General features: G+C 35.0%; 19 protein-coding genes. 8 read left to right on the top strand and 11 right to left on the bottom strand.

Annotation, left to right across the window (positions count from 1 at the left end):
* Positions 1-306: 306 nt before the first annotated feature.
* Positions 307-726 carry a hypothetical protein gene (locus PQ963_01245; GenBank protein ID MEN4028296.1) on the bottom strand — a complete coding sequence of 140 codons (420 nt, stop codon included), beginning with the start codon at positions 724-726 and terminating at the stop codon, positions 307-309.
* Positions 727-986: 260 nt separating this feature from the next.
* Here PQ963_01245 and PQ963_01240 point away from each other — a divergent pair, with 260 nt between their 5' ends.
* Positions 987-1,532, top strand: coding sequence for a TATA-box-binding protein (locus PQ963_01240; protein MEN4028295.1), 546 nt, complete (start codon positions 987-989; stop codon positions 1,530-1,532).
* 13 nt (positions 1,533-1,545) lie between these two features.
* On the top strand, positions 1,546-3,012 hold the full coding sequence (gene serB, locus PQ963_01235) for a phosphoserine phosphatase SerB (GenBank protein ID MEN4028294.1): 1,467 nt from the start codon (positions 1,546-1,548) through the stop codon (positions 3,010-3,012).
* 74 nt (positions 3,013-3,086) lie between these two features.
* Here serB and cbiT read toward each other — a convergent pair whose 3' ends face one another.
* Genes cbiT through PQ963_01210 form a run of 5 tightly spaced genes read right to left on the bottom strand, consistent with a single transcriptional unit; the run spans position 3,087 to position 6,457 of the window.
* Positions 3,087-3,656, bottom strand: coding sequence for a precorrin-6Y C5,15-methyltransferase (decarboxylating) subunit CbiT (cbiT, locus tag PQ963_01230; GenBank protein ID MEN4028293.1), 570 nt, complete (start codon positions 3,654-3,656; stop codon positions 3,087-3,089).
* A 25-nt stretch (positions 3,657-3,681) separates the two neighbouring features.
* Positions 3,682-4,242, bottom strand: a complete 561-nt coding sequence (locus PQ963_01225) for a UbiX family flavin prenyltransferase (GenBank protein ID MEN4028292.1) — start codon at positions 4,240-4,242, stop codon at positions 3,682-3,684.
* Between the two features lie 2 nt (positions 4,243-4,244).
* Positions 4,245-5,429, bottom strand: coding sequence for an HD domain-containing protein (locus PQ963_01220; GenBank protein ID MEN4028291.1), 1,185 nt, complete (start codon positions 5,427-5,429; stop codon positions 4,245-4,247).
* A gap of 35 nt (positions 5,430-5,464) precedes the next feature.
* Positions 5,465-5,905, bottom strand: a complete 441-nt coding sequence (locus tag PQ963_01215) for a molybdenum cofactor biosynthesis protein MoaE (protein ID MEN4028290.1) — start codon at positions 5,903-5,905, stop codon at positions 5,465-5,467.
* A gap of 12 nt (positions 5,906-5,917) precedes the next feature.
* Entirely contained in the window at positions 5,918-6,457 is a 540-nt protein-coding gene (locus tag PQ963_01210; GenBank protein MEN4028289.1) for a nicotinamide-nucleotide adenylyltransferase, read from the bottom strand.
* Between the two features lie 122 nt (positions 6,458-6,579).
* On the opposite strand from PQ963_01210, the gene PQ963_01205 reads away from it, so the two are divergent.
* On the top strand, positions 6,580-7,503 hold the full coding sequence (locus tag PQ963_01205; protein ID MEN4028288.1) for an ABC transporter ATP-binding protein: 924 nt from the start codon (positions 6,580-6,582) through the stop codon (positions 7,501-7,503).
* Positions 7,500-8,246: an ABC transporter permease gene (locus PQ963_01200; GenBank protein MEN4028287.1), complete on the top strand. Its 747-nt coding sequence runs from the start codon at positions 7,500-7,502 to the stop codon at positions 8,244-8,246. Before PQ963_01205 ends, PQ963_01200 begins: the two co-directional genes overlap by 4 nt.
* Positions 8,247-8,360: 114 nt before the next feature.
* Here the strand turns inward: PQ963_01200 and PQ963_01195 are convergent, their stop codons facing one another.
* Together PQ963_01195 and hypE are read right to left on the bottom strand one after the other, a co-directional pair.
* Positions 8,361-8,783 carry an RDD family protein gene (locus PQ963_01195; GenBank protein MEN4028286.1) on the bottom strand — a complete coding sequence of 141 codons (423 nt, stop codon included), beginning with the start codon at positions 8,781-8,783 and terminating at the stop codon, positions 8,361-8,363.
* 89 nt (positions 8,784-8,872) lie between these two features.
* Positions 8,873-9,883, bottom strand: coding sequence for a hydrogenase expression/formation protein HypE (gene hypE / locus PQ963_01190; protein ID MEN4028285.1), 1,011 nt, complete (start codon positions 9,881-9,883; stop codon positions 8,873-8,875).
* 256 nt (positions 9,884-10,139) lie between these two features.
* Between hypE and PQ963_01185 the strand changes: the two genes are divergently transcribed.
* From PQ963_01185 to PQ963_01170, 4 genes are all read left to right on the top strand, one after another.
* Positions 10,140-10,520 carry a 30S ribosomal protein S8e gene (locus PQ963_01185; GenBank protein MEN4028284.1) on the top strand — a complete coding sequence of 127 codons (381 nt, stop codon included), beginning with the start codon at positions 10,140-10,142 and terminating at the stop codon, positions 10,518-10,520.
* A gap of 106 nt (positions 10,521-10,626) precedes the next feature.
* Positions 10,627-11,286 (top strand): DNA polymerase domain-containing protein, encoded by a 660-nt coding sequence (locus tag PQ963_01180; protein ID MEN4028283.1) that lies wholly within the window; start codon positions 10,627-10,629, stop codon positions 11,284-11,286.
* A gap of 158 nt (positions 11,287-11,444) precedes the next feature.
* The gene (locus tag PQ963_01175; GenBank protein ID MEN4028282.1) at positions 11,445-12,125 is read left to right on the top strand and encodes a TIGR02253 family HAD-type hydrolase; all 681 of its coding nucleotides are present in this window, start codon (positions 11,445-11,447) and stop codon (positions 12,123-12,125) included.
* A 95-nt stretch (positions 12,126-12,220) separates the two neighbouring features.
* A complete protein-coding gene (locus PQ963_01170) occupies positions 12,221-13,768 on the top strand; it encodes an ATP-binding protein (GenBank protein MEN4028281.1) in 1,548 nt (515 codons plus the stop codon).
* A gap of 49 nt (positions 13,769-13,817) precedes the next feature.
* On the opposite strand, the gene PQ963_01165 is transcribed toward PQ963_01170, so the two are convergent.
* The 3 genes from PQ963_01165 to PQ963_01155 all read right to left on the bottom strand — a co-directional run bounded on the left by PQ963_01165 (position 13,818) and on the right by PQ963_01155 (position 16,626).
* Positions 13,818-14,885, bottom strand: a complete 1,068-nt coding sequence (locus PQ963_01165) for a deoxyhypusine synthase family protein (protein ID MEN4028280.1) — start codon at positions 14,883-14,885, stop codon at positions 13,818-13,820.
* A 163-nt stretch (positions 14,886-15,048) separates the two neighbouring features.
* On the bottom strand, positions 15,049-15,930 hold the full coding sequence (locus PQ963_01160) for a CBS domain-containing protein (protein MEN4028279.1): 882 nt from the start codon (positions 15,928-15,930) through the stop codon (positions 15,049-15,051).
* A gap of 204 nt (positions 15,931-16,134) precedes the next feature.
* Positions 16,135-16,626 carry a hypothetical protein gene (locus PQ963_01155; GenBank protein ID MEN4028278.1) on the bottom strand — a complete coding sequence of 164 codons (492 nt, stop codon included), beginning with the start codon at positions 16,624-16,626 and terminating at the stop codon, positions 16,135-16,137.
* Positions 16,627-16,695 lie beyond the last annotated feature (69 nt).

Genomic DNA, 16,695 nt, shown 5'->3' with positions numbered 1-16,695 from the left:
AAAAGTAGGAATAAGCAGAGGAATGACCTACAACCACATAAGAGAATTAAGAGAAATGGGCTTTATTGCACAGGATGAGCTTAAAATCACTTCCGCAGGAGAACTTGCCATTATCTAATTTAAGACTCCTGAAACACAATATCATTAAACTCACTTACAGTAAACCCATGAAATTTCTAAACAACTTAGGCTTATTTCTGGTTATAAAGCCGTCGAAAATCTTCGATTTTCGGGCAGTCAAAATTCGGAGAATTTTGAAAGATCTATCCATGCTTCTTTTTGTTCAGATTAAGCTGCAAGATAGCTTCAATCAATTTGTTTATTTTCTATAGCTTTTTTAGAATAGTCCATAACATAGGATTTGGCACTCTTTATCTGCCTTAAATAATCATCGATCATGTATTCAATAGATTCATAAGGTGCAATTTTTAAGTCCCGCTCATCAACCAGCTGCCTTCTTTCATTAGTCTTATTTTTTAAAGATCTTTTATCATACCCATCCTTGAATTTAGAATAATTTTCGATTTTTCTGATTTTATTCATATAATCCTTTCTAATAGCCCTTATATCCATTCTAATGTTATATCTAACATGTTCTAAAATTTTTTCAATGTTTTGTAATTCATCAAAGAGAATAATGGCTTCTTCGCTATTTTCAGGGAAAATTTCCATGCCTTCAATCTCCAGATCCTGGATCTGTTTTTGATAGAATTTTGGACTTATCATGATTTTCACGAGGTAAATTTTGGAACTTTAAAAACATATATAAATAAATTTTATATATTAATAAATATTCTGAAAAGATCTCTTAGATAATAATTTATAAAGGGAAACTTTAACAACATAAATATATCTATTTAAATTAAATTTTTAAATGATTTTTTTTAGAAAACAAAAAAAGAATGAATAATGAATAATGTCTAATTAAAGATAATTTTTCGATATCAAAATTACACTCTTAAAATTAAAATCTGGAGGAATATTATTTGACAGACGTACCAATAAAAGTTGAAAATATCGTAGCTTCTGCAACTCTTGGAAAATCAATTGAACTTCCAAGGGTAGCTCCCGCACTTGAAGGTGTGGAATACAATCTTGAACAATTTCCTGGACTTGTTTACAAGCTTAAGGAGCCTAAAACAGCAGCACTTATCTTTGGATCCGGAAAATTAGTTTGTACAGGAGCAAAATCCATAGAAGATTCAATAAAAGCTATACACATAGCTGTGGATAAAATGAGAACTCTTGATGCAGAAATACCAAAAGAATTTGAAATAAAAATACAGAACATAGTTGCTTCAGCAAATCTTGGCAAAACACTGAATCTTGAATCCGTGGCCCTGGATTTAGAAAACACAGAATATGAACCAGAACAATTCCCCGGTCTTGTCTACAGGCTTGAAGATCCTAAAGTGGTGCTTTTATTGTTTGGTTCAGGAAAAGTAGTATGTACTGGTGCAAAAAGCTTTGATGATGCCCAGCTTGGTGTTGAAAAAACGAAAGAAAGATTGGATGAACTGAATTTAATTTAATATCGGTGATCTTTTGATTAAACTTATAGCTTTTGATCTTGATAATGTTTTGATAGACGGTGAAGCCATAGACGAAATTGGCAAAATAGCAGGTATCCAAAACGAAATAGCAGAAATAACAAAAAAAGCAATGGAAGGAGAACTTGATTTTGAAACTGCCCTTAAAGAAAGAGTAACTTTGCTTAAAGGGATTAGAGTAGATGATGTTAAAAAAGTTATCCAGGATATTCCTTTAATGGAAGGTGCTAAAGAAGCGGTTGCTGAGCTTAAAAAGAGAGGATATAAAATTGCAACCATCAGTGGCAGTTTTGAAGTTATTGCTAACAGAATGAAAGAGGAATTAGATCTTGATTACGCCTATGCAAACACACTGCACGAAGAAGACGGTATTTTAACTGGAGAAGTTAGCGGCCCCCTTGTAGGAGGATCTAAAGCAGATGTTTTAAATGATATAATTAAAATAGAAAACATATCTGCTGATGAATGTGCTGCAGTTGGCGACGGTGCAAATGACATTTCCATGCTTGAAATGGTCAAATTGGGAATAGCTTTCAATGCAAAACCTGTTTTAAGAGATATTGCAGATGTTATCATTGAAAAAAGAGACTTGAAAGAGATTTTACATTTATTTGAAGAGGACAACTCTAAATTAGAAGAAGCTACTTTCGATGAACTTCTTGCTCAAAAAAGAGAATGTGAAAGAAAGCTTGACAAACTTACAAAAGAGCGTGATGCCTTAAATGAAGAATCTAAATCTCAAAGACAAATAAGGGACGAGCTTAATGCAGGTATAAAGGAAAATTTAAGCATGGCAATTGAATACAGAGATAAAAGAGATAAAACAAACGAAGAGGTCAGAAAATACAAAAAACTCAGGGACAAAACCAGGGATAAATTAAAAACCATGGAATGGGAGTCTGGAAGAAGGGACATTATAAACACGGAAAAGGAAATAAAAAGAATTGATAAAATCATTGAGACAAAAGTGCTGGATATCCGAAAGGAAAATGAACTAATTAAAAGAGTACAGGATCTGTCCAAAAAACTCCAGGAAATGCAGGAAGATGAAAAAGTTCAAAAAGAAGCACTGGAACTTAGAGAATTATCAGAATCTTATCACCTGAAGGTTGTGGAGTTTTCGAAAGAGGCCCAATCAAACCACGAAAAAATGCTGGAATACTTCCAGAAAATTGATGGAATAAGAACCAGTGCTGATGAAGCACATAACACGTTTATAAAGATCAAAAATGAAGCTTCCAAAAAGCATGAAGAAGTCAAGGAAACTTTAGGTCAAATACGCAAAATTAACAGGTATTTAGATAAAGTAAATGCTAAAAAACGAAGTTTTGAAAATAAAGCCACTAATAAAAAGAAAAGGAAGGAAAAAGAGCATGCAATGGACATATATCAGAAATTTAAAGAGGGTAAAAAGCTGAATACCGATGAATTCATGCTCCTTCAAAGACATAACATCATTTAATTTACAACTCCTTTTGGAACCAGAAGTTTACCTTGGAGATTAGAACTTTAAATTTTAAAAAATTCATTTTATCACTATTTACTTCTGTTTCTGGCAGATATAATTGTTATGGGGTTATTTGAATACATCATGGTTCCTCTTTCTAATATTTTACCCCTAAAAACAGCCACGTTAATCAGTTCAATCTTCATTTCAAGTTTTTTCATGGTTTTAATAGCTTCAACTGGAGTTTCAAGTAATATAGAAGTTATTAAGATTCTACCAGACTCACCAAGTTTTCTATAACCCTCTTCAATTATTAAAGGTAAATCGCCGCCGCTTCCTCCAATCATAAGGATATCAAATCTATCAATTTCTTTTAAGGCACTTAAAGCATCATTTTTAATAATACTTACTTTGTGCTCTAAACCATGCTTTTTAAGGTTTTCAAGAGTTAGATTGACAGCATTTATATTTTTATCAATTGCATATACTTTTCTGGCTCTTTTTGCAAATTCTAATGTTAACCCTCCGGTTCCGCAGCCAATGTCTACAACAACATCATCTGGTGATACTTCTGCTTTACACAGTACCAGACATCTTATTTCTTCCTTGGTAGGGCCTGGAACATTTTTTAAGGTTATAAATTCGTTATCTGGTATCATTTTAACCGTTCATTAATTTATTTGATCATGGCCTGCCATCATGCCATCGTTTAAAAAGGTTGTTTTCAATTTTTAAAACATCCAGAATTTTTCCAACCACGAAATTGCATAAATCGTCGATATTTTCTGGATTATGGTAAAAGCCCGGCATTGCTGGAAGAATTATACCTCCCTCGTTACTTATTTTAAGCATATTTTCCAGGTGGACAGATCTAAGAGGAGTTTCACGTGGCACAAGTACTAAATTCCTTCTCTCCTTTAAAACAACATCTGCGGCTCTTGTAATTGCATTATTTGCGTATCCTGTTGCTATTGCAGAAATGGTCTTCATTGTACAGGGCACGATTACCATGGAATTGAATCTAAAAGATCCGCTGTTAATAGATGCTGTCAGGTCTTTTGGGTCGTATGTAAGATCTGCAAGTTCTTTTATTTCATTTTCCCTCATGCCCAATTCATGTTCAAGGATTATTTTGGCAGGATCAGTTATTAGAACTGCTGTATTTTCTTTTAATTTTTTTAATTCTTCAAGGAGCTTTATGCCATATATAACTCCACTTGCACCAGTAATTCCAACTACTATCATGTTTAAAACCATTCTTTGATTTTTTTCTGCATTGTAAGCTCCAGATAATTTTCAAATGGAAATTTTAAAGCTTTTTCAACATATTCATCAGGAACATAAATACATATATCTGCATAATTAAATCTAACATTTTTAAGAGCACTTACAAGGCTTGATATCTCACTTAATTTCACATTTTCATTACCCACAGATACCAATGTACGCATTTCATTGAAGAAAGGATATTCTGGAATATCAATTATGGTGTACTCTATAGGAGATCCCAGATCTTCAGCAATTTCAAGTTCGATTTTTCTTATTTTATCCTCATTTATTTGGAAAACGTCTTTTGGTTCTTCAAGATCGCTTAACTTTATGGAAAATACTCTTTTAAATAAATCTCTGTTATCCAAACGGCCTATAACATTTTTTATCTTACCTTCCTGGGCTCTTGCTATTGAAACTATATCTGAATCATCCAAACGATAAATTGTTTCAGGATCAACTATTTCTGCTTCAAACAACCACTTCATACACCTTCTAAACATGGAATTGATTATACGTGTGGTATGGTGCTGGTAAACACTTGGATACATCAAATATCGGGCTATAAGTGCTGATTCTGCAGCCTGGATGCCCTTAGCCTCGATAATAAGGTTATCTTTCAGTTTAATTGAGTGGATAAGTCTTCCTGTATCAATCATACCATAAGCTACTCCAGTATAATATGAATCTCTTATAAGATAATCCATTCTGTCTGCATCAAGTTCTCCACTTATTATCTGACCTAAAGGCCCTTTACCATTGATCATGTCTATTATTTCATCTGGATCAAATTTTTCTGATAAAATATAGAAAAGATCACTCTCTTTAATTACTCGGGAGGTCAAATATTCGTGAGGAGAGTTAAGTATCCCCTCTGAAACATGAGAAAATGGCCCGTGTCCAGCATCATGTAAAAGAGCTGCTGAGCGAACCATATCCTTTTCATCCTTTTCAAGCCCTATATTATCTGCTATTTTGGATGCAATATGCAATGTTCCGATTGAATGCTCAAAACGGGAGTGATTTGCCCCAGGATAAACTAAATATGTAAATCCCAACTGTTTTATTCTTCGAAGACGTTGTATTTGGGGTGTGTCCACCAGTTTTATCTCAAAATCGTTTAGATATAGATTTCCATGGATGCTGTCCCTTATAAGTTTCAAAAAAGTCCTCCAGATGTAACTCCATGTATTTTTATTTATCCGCCAGACATTATAATGTTCGTTCCTTTTTCAGTATATTCCTCTTTTTTAAAATCAAGATCGAATTTTACACGTTCAATTGTTTCTTTTAATGCCTTCAGGGTTTCTCCCCTATGTCCTCCAGCAACCACAACAAGCAGGAGAGGATCTCCAGTATAAAATTCACCCACATAATGTACTGCAGCTATTTCAACTACTTCATACTTCACCGCAATTTCATTTATAATATTTTTAAGCTCTTTTTCTGTTTTTTCAATTAAGGGAGTGCTCAGACTAAGTTTTTTGACCTTTATATCATCTTCTTCTCCTCTAACAATTCCTTCAAAAGTAAATACTGCACCGCAGCGGTCGATTTGAGGATTTTTTTTAACCATCTTTATAAGGTCAGAAAGTGTTATTTTTTCTTCGTCTTTTTTAATGATTCTCACATTTTCCATTTTATCACCCATCTATACTTCATAATCAGGGCCTTCTTTTTTTGATAGATGTTTAATTCTTGAAACCCCATCAATTTCTTTAATTACATTTACAACTGATTCAGGGACAAGAGATTCCCAATCTTCGTTTACAAGCATTCTTCTTCTTACCTCTGTCCCAGAATAGATTTTACGGTTGAAAAGCGGTGGTTGAGTAACTTCATAGCCTGCTTCTTTAAAAAGACGCTGCACCAGAGAGTTACCTGAGTAAATATATTCAAATGGTGGTGTAAGCATTTTAATATGCGCTACCCAGATTGAATTGCATGCAACATCCTGAACTGGTATTATATAGTATTTTGAGGCACTTATACTATTTTCACTGAGGGCCTTGGTGAGCATCATTACTCTTTCGCCTGCTGTAAATGGATCTTTTAAAGTATGGCTCAGTTGAGCACTTCCAATACAGATTATAACTTCATCAACTTCTTCAAGAATGCTTTTAATTACCTGGAGATGTCCTTCATGAACTGGTTGCATTCTTCCTACAAGTAATCCTCTCAAATTAATCACCACTAAATTATTTTGTTTCATGTGCTTTAATATTTATAGTAAGAAATTTTGTTGTTAAAGACCAAACTGAGAATTCCAAACACCCAAAAATTTATATGATGCATAAATTCTATAAAATTAAAATGAATGATAAAACGAAATCCGTAATAGTTGTAAAAGATCTTATTAAAAGATATGGTAACCTGACTGCAGTCGCTGGAGTCAGCTTTGAGATCTACGAAAACGAGATTTTTGGTATCATTGGACCAAACGGCGCTGGCAAGACCACCATGGTTGAGTGCCTGGAAGGGCTGCGGGTTCCATCATCTGGTTCCATCCGCGTCCTGGATCTGGATCCAAAGGCAGATGGATATAAGCTGAAGCAACTGATAGGCTTACAACTCCAGGAAGGCAGTTTTCCAGACAAAATTAAAGTCAGAGAGGTACTTGAGCTTTTTGCAAGTTTCTATACATATTCTTTACCAGTCGAGCCTCTTCTGGAAAAGGTAGGGTTACTTAACAAAGCTGATAAATACTTTGAAAATCTGTCAGGAGGTCAAAAACAGAGGCTTTCAATCGCTCTTGCCCTCGTAAATGACCCACAAGTAGTTTTCTTTGACGAACTGACAACAGGACTCGATCCCCAGGCCCGAAGAGCGATGTGGGAAATGGTAAGCAGTGTTCGTGAGGCTGGTAAAACAGTTGTTCTAATCACTCACTATATGGAAGAGGCAGAACAGCTCTGTGATCGGGTGGCTATTGTTGATCAAGGAAGAATAGTTGCCCTGGATACTCCTTCTAACCTCACAGGAAGCATTAACGGAGGCTTGAAGATCAGCTTCTCAGTAGATGACTCAAGTATAGCAGCGAAGTTTGAAAACATCGAGAGGTGCAGCTTGAAGACGAGCAACCAGAACATCATCATTCAGTGTGCTGACTACCAGGTTGTGGGCGAGGTCATTCGCATTCTTGGAGAGAATGACCACAATTTTCATGATTTCACGGTTTCAAAACCAAGCCTTGACGATGTTTTCATCTCTATCACTGGCAGGGAGATGAGAGAATGATGATCCTCAGGCAGTTCACTAAGCTATCCTTAACCGAGCTAAAGATGTTTACGCGCGATCCAGAAGCCCTATTTTTCAACTTCATCTTCCCGACCTTCTTTCTCTTCGTTATAATGGAGATTTTCATCCCTGCCAATGTCCCTAAGGAGGTTGTCATCAATCAGGTGGCGCCGCCCTTGATGGTTTTCATCATCGCCCAAACAGCCCTATTTGGCATACCTCCGACCATTGTTTCCTACCGTCACATTAAGTTCTTCAAACGCCTGCATGGATCTCCGATTACGCCCCTCACCACTCTGGGTAGCATTGCACTTGCAAATTTCATTGTTACAATTCTCGGGATTGTCCTGCTCACTGCTGTGGCGATTCTGCACTATGACGCTGTCTTTGACGGGAACCTCATTTCTTTCATCACAGGTTTTGTCCTTGTCTTCCTGAGCCTTGCTTCTATCTTCATGTTCGTCTCTGCAGTAGCCCGCTCGCAACGAGCAGCCAGTGCTATTGGAATGATCATGTTCTTCCCAATGATGTTCTTCTCTGGCGTGTTCATGCCGCTGGATATGCTTCCTGATTGGGTTAGGCACTATATTTCTCCGTATATACCAGTGACCTACGCCGTGGAGTTGATGCAGGAATTGTGGATTGGAACCCTGCTATTTGATCTTACACGGGAAGTGTTTATCCTGCTTGGTATTCTCGGTATTGGTCTACTTATTGCTGCCTATACTTTCAAATGGGAATAGACATGTTTTGCACGAAATAGGTAAATATCAAACCACGTTTAATGAAAATCAGATTTTTTTATGTTATCAGTATTCTTCGAAGCTTATAAATATCAATGGCCCTAACATTTGATTCTATGAACTTTCAGACTCTTTATCACTCACTCTAACAACGTCTGTGCCGGCAATTTTATCCAAATACCTTAATTTTGAATTTCCAGCTACCAAACCTATTAAAACATCTAAAATCAGCGGGATCCATAAGATTTTAGATAAATTTCTTATTAATGCTTTTTTATAATTCATCTGACCTTCATCTGCAACAACTTTAATTTTTAAAATATTTTTACCAGCAGTTGCACCATTTTTACCCTCAAAGTATGTGAAATATCCTATAATTATCAAAACCACCAAAACAAGCCAGTAATTTAAAATATAAAAAGTATCTGTTATTGCAATTAGGGGATAGGTTAAGGCACTTGTAATCCATATTATAAGTGTTATAATAAAAAAATCTATTAATAATGCTGCAAATCTTTTAACCCATAATTTTTCCATTTTAATCCCTTAAAATCTTAATAATTTTATATTTTTACATATATTCCTGATTCTTTCTAATAACCCTATCAAAGAATGAAAAGAATTTTTTAGCAGACTCTTGGAACTGGATCTGCTATTGGAGCTTCAAGGATTCTTTTTCCACCAAGTAAAGTCTCAATTATTACGTGTTTATCTTCAGTTACTTCCCCTATAATCTGAGCGTCCTTACCATATTTAGTATTCCTAACAGCTTCAAGAATTTCATCTGCCTTTGATGTTTCAACTCCCATAATTACTTTTCCTTCGTTTGCAACTTCATAGGGGTCTATTCCCAGCATTTCAGAGGCTGCACGGACCTGTTCTTTAACTGGAATTTTTTCCTCAAGGACGAACATTCCTGTACCTGATTTTGAAGCAAGTTCGTTTAGAGCATTTGCAATTCCACCCCTTGTAGGGTCTTTCATTGCTTTAACTCCCCCTATTTTTAAAGCTGCCTCGGTCATTTCTGTAACCGGTGCCACATCTGATTTTAAATCTGTTTCAAATCCAAAACCTTCTCTATAGGACATCAACGCAATACCATGATCTCCAACACTACCTGTCAGAATGATTTTATCCCCTACTTCCAGAGCCGAATCACCTGTTATTTTACCTTTTTCAGCTATTCCAATACCTGTTGTGGAGATAATTATTTTATCAAGCTTATCCTTTTCCATTACCTTTGTATCTCCAGTTACAAGGGAAACATCAGCTTCAATGCATGCATCATCCATTGACTTTATTATCCTTTCAAAATCTTCACTTGTAAAACCTTCGCTAATGACCATTGCATTTGCAATGGCAAGAGGCTTTGCCCCCATTACTGCAACGTCGTTTACAGTCCCTGTAATTGATAGTTTTCCTATATCTCCCCCAGGGAAAAATATGGGATCAATTGTATGGCTGTCAGTACTAATCACAATTTCATACTCACCAAAGGGAATTGTAGCCCCGTCATCCAGTTCTCCAAGCCCTATTCCACCGTTAACTTTTTTATTTTTAATGTTATTAAGTATAATATCTGATATCAGACTCTGCATTATTTCTCCGCCAGCGCCGTGTGCCATGCTGATTTTCATAAGTTCACCCTTTGTTTTTGTTGTTTGTTTCTTTTCTATTACTTCCAAATATAAACCATGTTTAAGAGAGATACTTTGATCCGTTAAAATTTTCATTACTAATATTAAGCATAATAAAATATATATGGATTGTTATATAAACCCTATTAAGAATATATTTTTAAATTTCAGGTGTATTCAAAAAGAAATATTGGAGGGTGAATTTATTCTCACAATCCAAAAATCAATCATTTAATCAAAGACATGAGGTGAAACAATGGCAATTTGGCAAGGAGAATCATTAAGAAAGCCTAGCGGAGGACGCGCTAAACTCAACAAAAATAAAAGAAAATCTGAACTTGGAAAAGGAGCAGCAGAAACTAAAATTGGGGAGAGAAAAGTTAAAAAAATCCGTACCAAAGGAGGTAACAATAAAATAAGGCTCACCAATGAAAACAAAATTAACGTGGTTAACCCTAAAACAGGTAAAGTTGAAGTTGCTGAAATTTTAAGTGTTGTTGAAAATAGTGCTAACACTCATTTTGTACGTAGAAACATTATAACAAAAGGCGCTGTTTTGGAAACCAGCACTGGAAAAGCCAGAGTAACATCCAGGCCAGGTCAACATGGTATGATAAATGGCGTATTGGTTGAATAAATCAATACTACTTAATCAATTTTTGCTGCATCAAAAATCTGCAATTTTTGAATGTATTCAATAAGGTGATCTATTGGATGAAGAAATAAAAGAAAATTCTCACGAGATCTACGATTTCAGGGCCCCAAAATCATTGATTTTGCAGGCTCAAAAATTCATTAAAGCTGTGAATGAAGAATTACCAGAAGGAATGGAACTTGAATATGAGGGTTTCTTTAAAAGAGGTTTTTTTGTAACCAAGAAAAGATATGCTCTTATTGAAGATGACACCATTATTGTTAAGGGTCTGGAACTTGTAAGAAGAGACTGGGCTCCTATAACAAAAAAAACCCAGCAAAAAGTCCTTAGTGCTATTTTAAAGGATGCATCTCCTGAAAAAGCAGCTAAAATTGTAGAAGGGGTTATTGAAGATATTAGAAAGGGTAATGTAAAGCTGGAAGACCTTGTAATTCACACTCAGCTTACAAAAAACCCTCACGAGTACGCTCAAATGGCCCCACATGTTCTTGCAGCAAAAAAATCCATTGAAAAGGGGAGGGATATAAAAAGGGGTTCAATTATAAGGTATGTGGTTGTTAAAGGAAAGGAACCCATAAGCAAGCGTGCCTACCCAGTAGAAGATGCAAATATATCCAGTTACGACCCCAATTATTACATTGAAAATCAGGTGCTTCCTGCAGTTGGAAGAATAATAGAAACTTTTGGATATTCCAAACAGGATATTCTGCATAAAGAGAAGCAAAGCAGTCTTGATGCATTTTTTTAGATAAGTTATTAGTTTATTTTAGCTATTTTTTTAATTTAAAGGCATTTGATCTTTAAAAATATTCTACAGAGTAAGTGCTGTAACTTTTTTTTACTTAAGTTTATATTATTTTAGTGCCAGATTAATATCAATCTTTACAGCATTGGGGGTGTGATAAGATGATAAAAGCAGTATTTTTTGATATTGATGATACACTTTATGATACTTCAGGTTTTGCTAAGCTTGCAAGGAAAGCTGCATTGAACGTGATGATTGATGCAGGTTTACCTCTTGAATCTAAGGAAGCATACATCCTTTTAAGGGAAATAATCGATGAATATGGATCAAACTATGATAAACATTTCAATGTTTTAACAAAAAGAGTGTTTGGAGAAGAAAAACCTCTTTTAATAGCTCTTGGAATGATTACCTACCACAACGTCAAATTTGCACTTTTAAGGTTATTCCCCCAGACTACAAAAACTCTAATCTACCTTAAAGAGAAAGGATACCATTTAGGAGTTATTTCAAATGGAATAACAATTAAACAATGGGAAAAATTAATCAGACTGGATCTGCACCATTTCTTCGACCACGTAGTTACTTCTGAAGCAGCAGGGGTTGAAAAACCTGATACACGCATTTTCGAGCTTGCACTTCAAAAAATGGGTTGTAAAGCCGAAAAATCAGTCATGGTAGGCAATAAATTCAGTGAAGATATAATGGGGGCATTGAACTCTGGAATGTCTGCAATACTTGTTAATTCTAAATTAACAAAATCAGATAAGGAATATCTTAAAAATGAAAACATTCATATCGATGTCTTAAATCATATTGGTGAACTTAAAGACATATTATAATCCTGATAAGAGAAATACTAATATATTTATATCTGTAAACTTATTTGAGTATTATTTGAGTATGTCAGCGAAATTTAAACGGTTCAGGTGACCTCATGAATTATTACCATGACATAAAAATGGAAAAAATTTTCGAAATCCTCAGACAGCCCCGAAATTTTGAAGAATTAAAACTCTCAAGTAATTTTGTTAAAAATTTAATTTTAAAGATCATTTCAAGTTATGGAACTGTTAAGACAGGCGTACTTAATGATATGACCGGTATCCACTGGGATGTTTTAGAAGAAACCCTCAAAAAACTGGAAGAAGAAGGTTTTTGTGCTACAACTGGAGGAGGGTTCCTTTTTTCAAGCGTAGAATACACTGTAACAAAAAAAGGACATGAAAAAGCTCGAAGATTAATGGAAGAAAATCCATATATTGGAATGGCACCAGTATCTTATGAAGATTACTACAAACTTATGAACGCACAGTTAAAAAACAGATACCCCATTAATATACCTGAAGATGTTATCCAACATGCTTTTAATGAAGTTGTAGGGGTAGACTATGCTAAAGAGGTTTTAATTGAATCCAGTACGATTGGAAAGGGTATTTTTGTTTATGGACCTCCAGGAACCGGTAAAACTTTTATTGTAAGTAAAATGTCAGACCTTTTGCCTCCTCTTGTTATTCCTAAATTCATTGAGTTTGGAGGGGCGGTTATTCAGCTTTATGACCCTGATTTCCATAAAATGTGTTCTGAACAACCAGAAGATCCTCGATGGGTTAAAATTTATGCCCCTTTTGTACTTACCGGTTCTGAACTTAGTTTAAATAAGTTAGAAACCGCTTACAACCAAAATAAAGGACTATATGAAACTTCCCCCATAATTAAGGCAAATGGAGGGGTATTACTTGTCGATGACCTTGGAAGACAAAGAGATGACCACGAATTGATTCTAAATAGACTCATTATACCTATGGAAAATAGAAAAGACGTTATTTATGTAAGGGGGGTTCCTGTAATTGTTCACAGTCATTTCATACCGGCGTTTTCCACTAACCTGGATATAAGTATAATGGATGAAGCGCACCTTAGAAGGGCCCCCCTACATATATTTCTTAAAGATCCGCCTTTAGATGAACTTGCTGAAGTTTTTAAAAGGAATATAATGGAATTAGGAGAAAAATATAGTGAAGAAGTGATAGAGAGATTTAAAAATGTATATACTTCTATATATAATGATGGAGAAGGTTTAAAGCCCAGTTTTGCCCATGCAAGAGATTTAGCCCAAATCTGTCAGGCAGTCCGCATCATAAGAAAAAAGGACTTCATTGATACTGAAGTTCTGGAACTGGTCCTTGAAAAACATGTTCTTATAGTGCTTCAAAAACTAAAAATTGATATCTCGAAAGCTACAAAGAAACTGCGTACTTACCGGGTAAAAACTGATAATGTAGAAGCTACTTACACTGCTTTAAGTGAATTTGGAACATGTGGAATTTCTCATGAAAAAGATTCTATTCTTATAGATGTAGAAGAAACAGTTACACCTGTAAATCTTGCAGGCTATCTGCATCAAAAAGGCATTCCTGTTGAAAGAATTGATTTGATTGTAGAATCAGAAAAAGAGTTGAAAAAGACAATCCTTAAATCGTAAAATGATAAACTGTTTTTACAGGCATTCATTTTTAAGCCAGGTGCACAATTTATTTTTCTTTATTTATAATTTCCCTTGCCCCTGCAACCATCACCGGGAATATTATACTCACATCTCCAACCACAGTTACAAGGCTGGAACCAGCTTTAGCTTTGGCCCATGATTTTGCTTCTTCTAAAGGCGCTCCACTTAAACTGCCGGTTTCACCGCGGTCCATAGTAACCTGAATACCAGCATCAACACCGCCTTTAAGTAAATTGGATGCTAAAGCATAATGCTTTGGCAGTCCTCCCCCCAGCATCACTGCTGTGACTTTTTTAGAGCCAAAAACAATATCTGAAAGCTCGTGCATATCTCCAATAGCATCAAGATGAAATTCCTCACTTTGAGTAAACATCCAGAGCTGCAAACCAAGCATACTGTCTATTAAGCCGGGTGCATAAATTGGAACACCTTTTTTGGCGGCTATTTTAAGTATTGAATCCTCATCATCAATCATATTTCCTATTTCAAATAAAAACTCCCTGATGGATATGATCTTCTTTTTTCTGGCAATTTTAGCTAAAATTTTTGTTATTTCTTTTTCAAACACTTCAAAATCTGATGATCTGGTGTATAAATCGCCTATTCTTCCAATTCCCTCTTCACATAGCTTTTCATCTTTTTCGGTGGCTTTCAAAAGCTCTGCTTTTGATGCTTGCGAAACTGTCAAAATCTTTGATTTTGACGCCTCAAACACTGTGTGTTTGCGGGCTTCGTTTTGCAATCCCAAAAAACTTTGTTTTTTGTCGGCCTCGAAAATTCCGTAGGAATTTTCGGTGGCTTTAATTTCCCGGTAATGTCCGCCTCCAAAGGATTCCACGAGGTCGTGGGTTATGTTAGCACCGCTTGTTATCAAAACATCTACAAAGCGGTCATTTATAAGGTCAAAAATTATTTTTCGAAGCCCTCCCGGTACAAGGGGGCCTGCAATACTTAAAAAAATGGCTGTTTCTTTATCTTTAATGGAGTCTGCAAGTAAATGTGTGGCTCTGGCCAGTCTACCTGCTCCAAAAACTCCGGACTTTCCCATTTCTTCGATTAAATCAAGAACACTCATGTTTCCGTTGATTTCCATGTGTTGAATTTTCAGTTTTCTCACAACCTGAACTGATCATTAATTAAGCAAAAAGTAACTGGTATAAAATAAATAATAAACTTTGTTTTGAAAAGGTATAAAAAAATGTGGCACATTAATTAAAACAGGGACGAACTGGATGTTCATAGTGGCTTTTAAACTGTTATTTCAAACCAGCTATCTTATCCAGAAGGTCAGTTTTTGTTACAATACCAACAGGCATTTTATCATCATTTACAACAATAAGTCTTCCTATTTTGTTTTTATTCATGATTTCAATGGCATCTGAAATCATAAGGTCTTCTTCAACAGTTATTATGTGTTTTGACATGATTTCATTAACTTTTAAGTTTTCATTACCTTCAGCAATGGCTTTTGTAATGTCGTTTAGTGTTAAAATACCTGTAACTTTGTGGTCTTCAATTATAGGCGCTCCTTCAATTCCATTACTTGATAAAACATTTGCTGCTTCTTTTATAGACATATATGATTTTAATGTTATGAGGTTCTGGCTTGCAATATCAATCACAGATTTGTGTGGAATGCTTCTTATGCTTGTGGTGTCAAGGAGCAGGAGATTGTCCATATCGTCTCTTCCTACCACCATACCGTTTAATACAAGTTTGTTTACTGGTGTTGGGCCAATTCTTACTTTATCTCCAAGGTCAAGCTGTTTTATATTACCTATTACTTTTATTGCAGCTTCGCATTCGCCAGGATGGGGGATGCTTGTAAATTCTATTCTGGCAACATTCAGGTCACCAACTTTTTTTCCCTGTTTAAATATTGGTACAAGTGCTTCTTTATCAAATGCACTGATATTTAAGGTATGGTATGCTTCTATAGTTGGTTTATACCCTCCACGCGGACCTGGAACCCCTTTTACAAGCCCTAAACTTCGAAGCGACTGCATCTGGTTCCTTATGGTCCCAGGATTACGATTCATAATTTCAGCAATTTCCTCTCCTTTAATAGATTTGCCTTTTGATTTTCTATACAGATTTATCAAGCTTTGCAGTATTTCTTTCTGGACAGATGTGAGCATTGAACCACCTGATCTGACAATTTGTTATTATTTATAATTATAATTATAAATTTATCATGGTTATACATATATAATTGTTTTCATTTCACATTCAAAAAAGCAAAAATTCTAATCAAAAATAAGTGCTCTTTAAGGAAGAGTTGATCAAAGTATGCAAAAAGCAAATTACAAATTATAAAATGCTTTCAATCACACAAATGCAAATTATTTACAATTTTCATCTACTTTTTTAAATCCATGGTAAGTATCTTCATTTTTCTCTTTTAATAATTCATCAAGCTTATTCCAACTATCTTCATCTACTGGATGCCACATTCCTCTTAAATTCTTTTTTAATGCGCTCCAATCTGTTAAAGCTGTCTTACGCTCATCTCTATAAAAAATCATTTCTTTATATTTTAATTTATTTTCAAATTTATGTAAAACTTCATAATCACAGCAATGGCCGGTTTTAGGTTCTCCCTTTCGTGTGCTAATTTCACAGTCATCTTCTGGAAAGCTTTTCACGCGCACTAAACATTCAATTAAACTATATTTCTCTCTATCATATGATGGCATATTGTAAGGACTTCTTCTGTATATTAAAGCTAAATCTCCAGGTTCAACTTTTTCTCCACAATCGCCCCAATATAAATCTTCTTCACCTTCTTCTCCAATAAATGCATCGCTTTTAGCTATCCAAAACCAATAATTCATTCATTTCTCCTCCTAAAAAATAAAAAAATAATATAATAAATCATAATTATTGATTGATAAAAAGTACTA

The organism is Methanobacterium sp., assembly GCA_039666455.1.
GTDB lineage: Archaea > Methanobacteriota > Methanobacteria > Methanobacteriales > Methanobacteriaceae > Methanobacterium_D.
Note: the sequence above shows the minus strand (reverse complement) of the source record. Positions and strands in the feature narration are given on the sequence as shown.

What these genes read in the sequence shown, in the direction of transcription:
- hypE (MEN4028285.1), bottom strand. Translation starts at nt 9,883, where the DNA reads ATGAAAATCAGCATGGCACACGGCGCTGGCGGAGAAATAATGCAGAGT.
- PQ963_01170 (MEN4028281.1), top strand. Translation starts at nt 12,221, where the DNA reads ATGAATTATTACCATGACATAAAAATGGAAAAAATTTTCGAAATCCTC.
- PQ963_01155 (MEN4028278.1), bottom strand. Translation starts at nt 16,626, where the DNA reads ATGAATTATTGGTTTTGGATAGCTAAAAGCGATGCATTTATTGGAGAA.
- PQ963_01165 (MEN4028280.1), bottom strand. Translation starts at nt 14,885, where the DNA reads ATGGAAATCAACGGAAACATGAGTGTTCTTGATTTAATCGAAGAAATG.
- PQ963_01195 (MEN4028286.1), bottom strand. Translation starts at nt 8,783, where the DNA reads ATGGAAAAATTATGGGTTAAAAGATTTGCAGCATTATTAATAGATTTT.
- PQ963_01200 (MEN4028287.1), top strand. Translation starts at nt 7,500, where the DNA reads ATGATGATCCTCAGGCAGTTCACTAAGCTATCCTTAACCGAGCTAAAG.
- PQ963_01215 (MEN4028290.1), bottom strand. Translation starts at nt 5,905, where the DNA reads ATGGAAAATGTGAGAATCATTAAAAAAGACGAAGAAAAAATAACACTT.
- PQ963_01160 (MEN4028279.1), bottom strand. Translation starts at nt 15,930, where the DNA reads ATGCTCACATCTGTCCAGAAAGAAATACTGCAAAGCTTGATAAATCTG.
- PQ963_01245 (MEN4028296.1), bottom strand. Translation starts at nt 726, where the DNA reads ATGATAAGTCCAAAATTCTATCAAAAACAGATCCAGGATCTGGAGATT.
- PQ963_01225 (MEN4028292.1), bottom strand. Translation starts at nt 4,242, where the DNA reads ATGATAGTAGTTGGAATTACTGGTGCAAGTGGAGTTATATATGGCATA.
- PQ963_01175 (MEN4028282.1), top strand. Translation starts at nt 11,445, where the DNA reads ATGATAAAAGCAGTATTTTTTGATATTGATGATACACTTTATGATACT.
- PQ963_01205 (MEN4028288.1), top strand. Translation starts at nt 6,580, where the DNA reads ATGAATGATAAAACGAAATCCGTAATAGTTGTAAAAGATCTTATTAAA.
- PQ963_01185 (MEN4028284.1), top strand. Translation starts at nt 10,140, where the DNA reads ATGGCAATTTGGCAAGGAGAATCATTAAGAAAGCCTAGCGGAGGACGC.
- cbiT (MEN4028293.1), bottom strand. Translation starts at nt 3,656, where the DNA reads ATGATACCAGATAACGAATTTATAACCTTAAAAAATGTTCCAGGCCCT.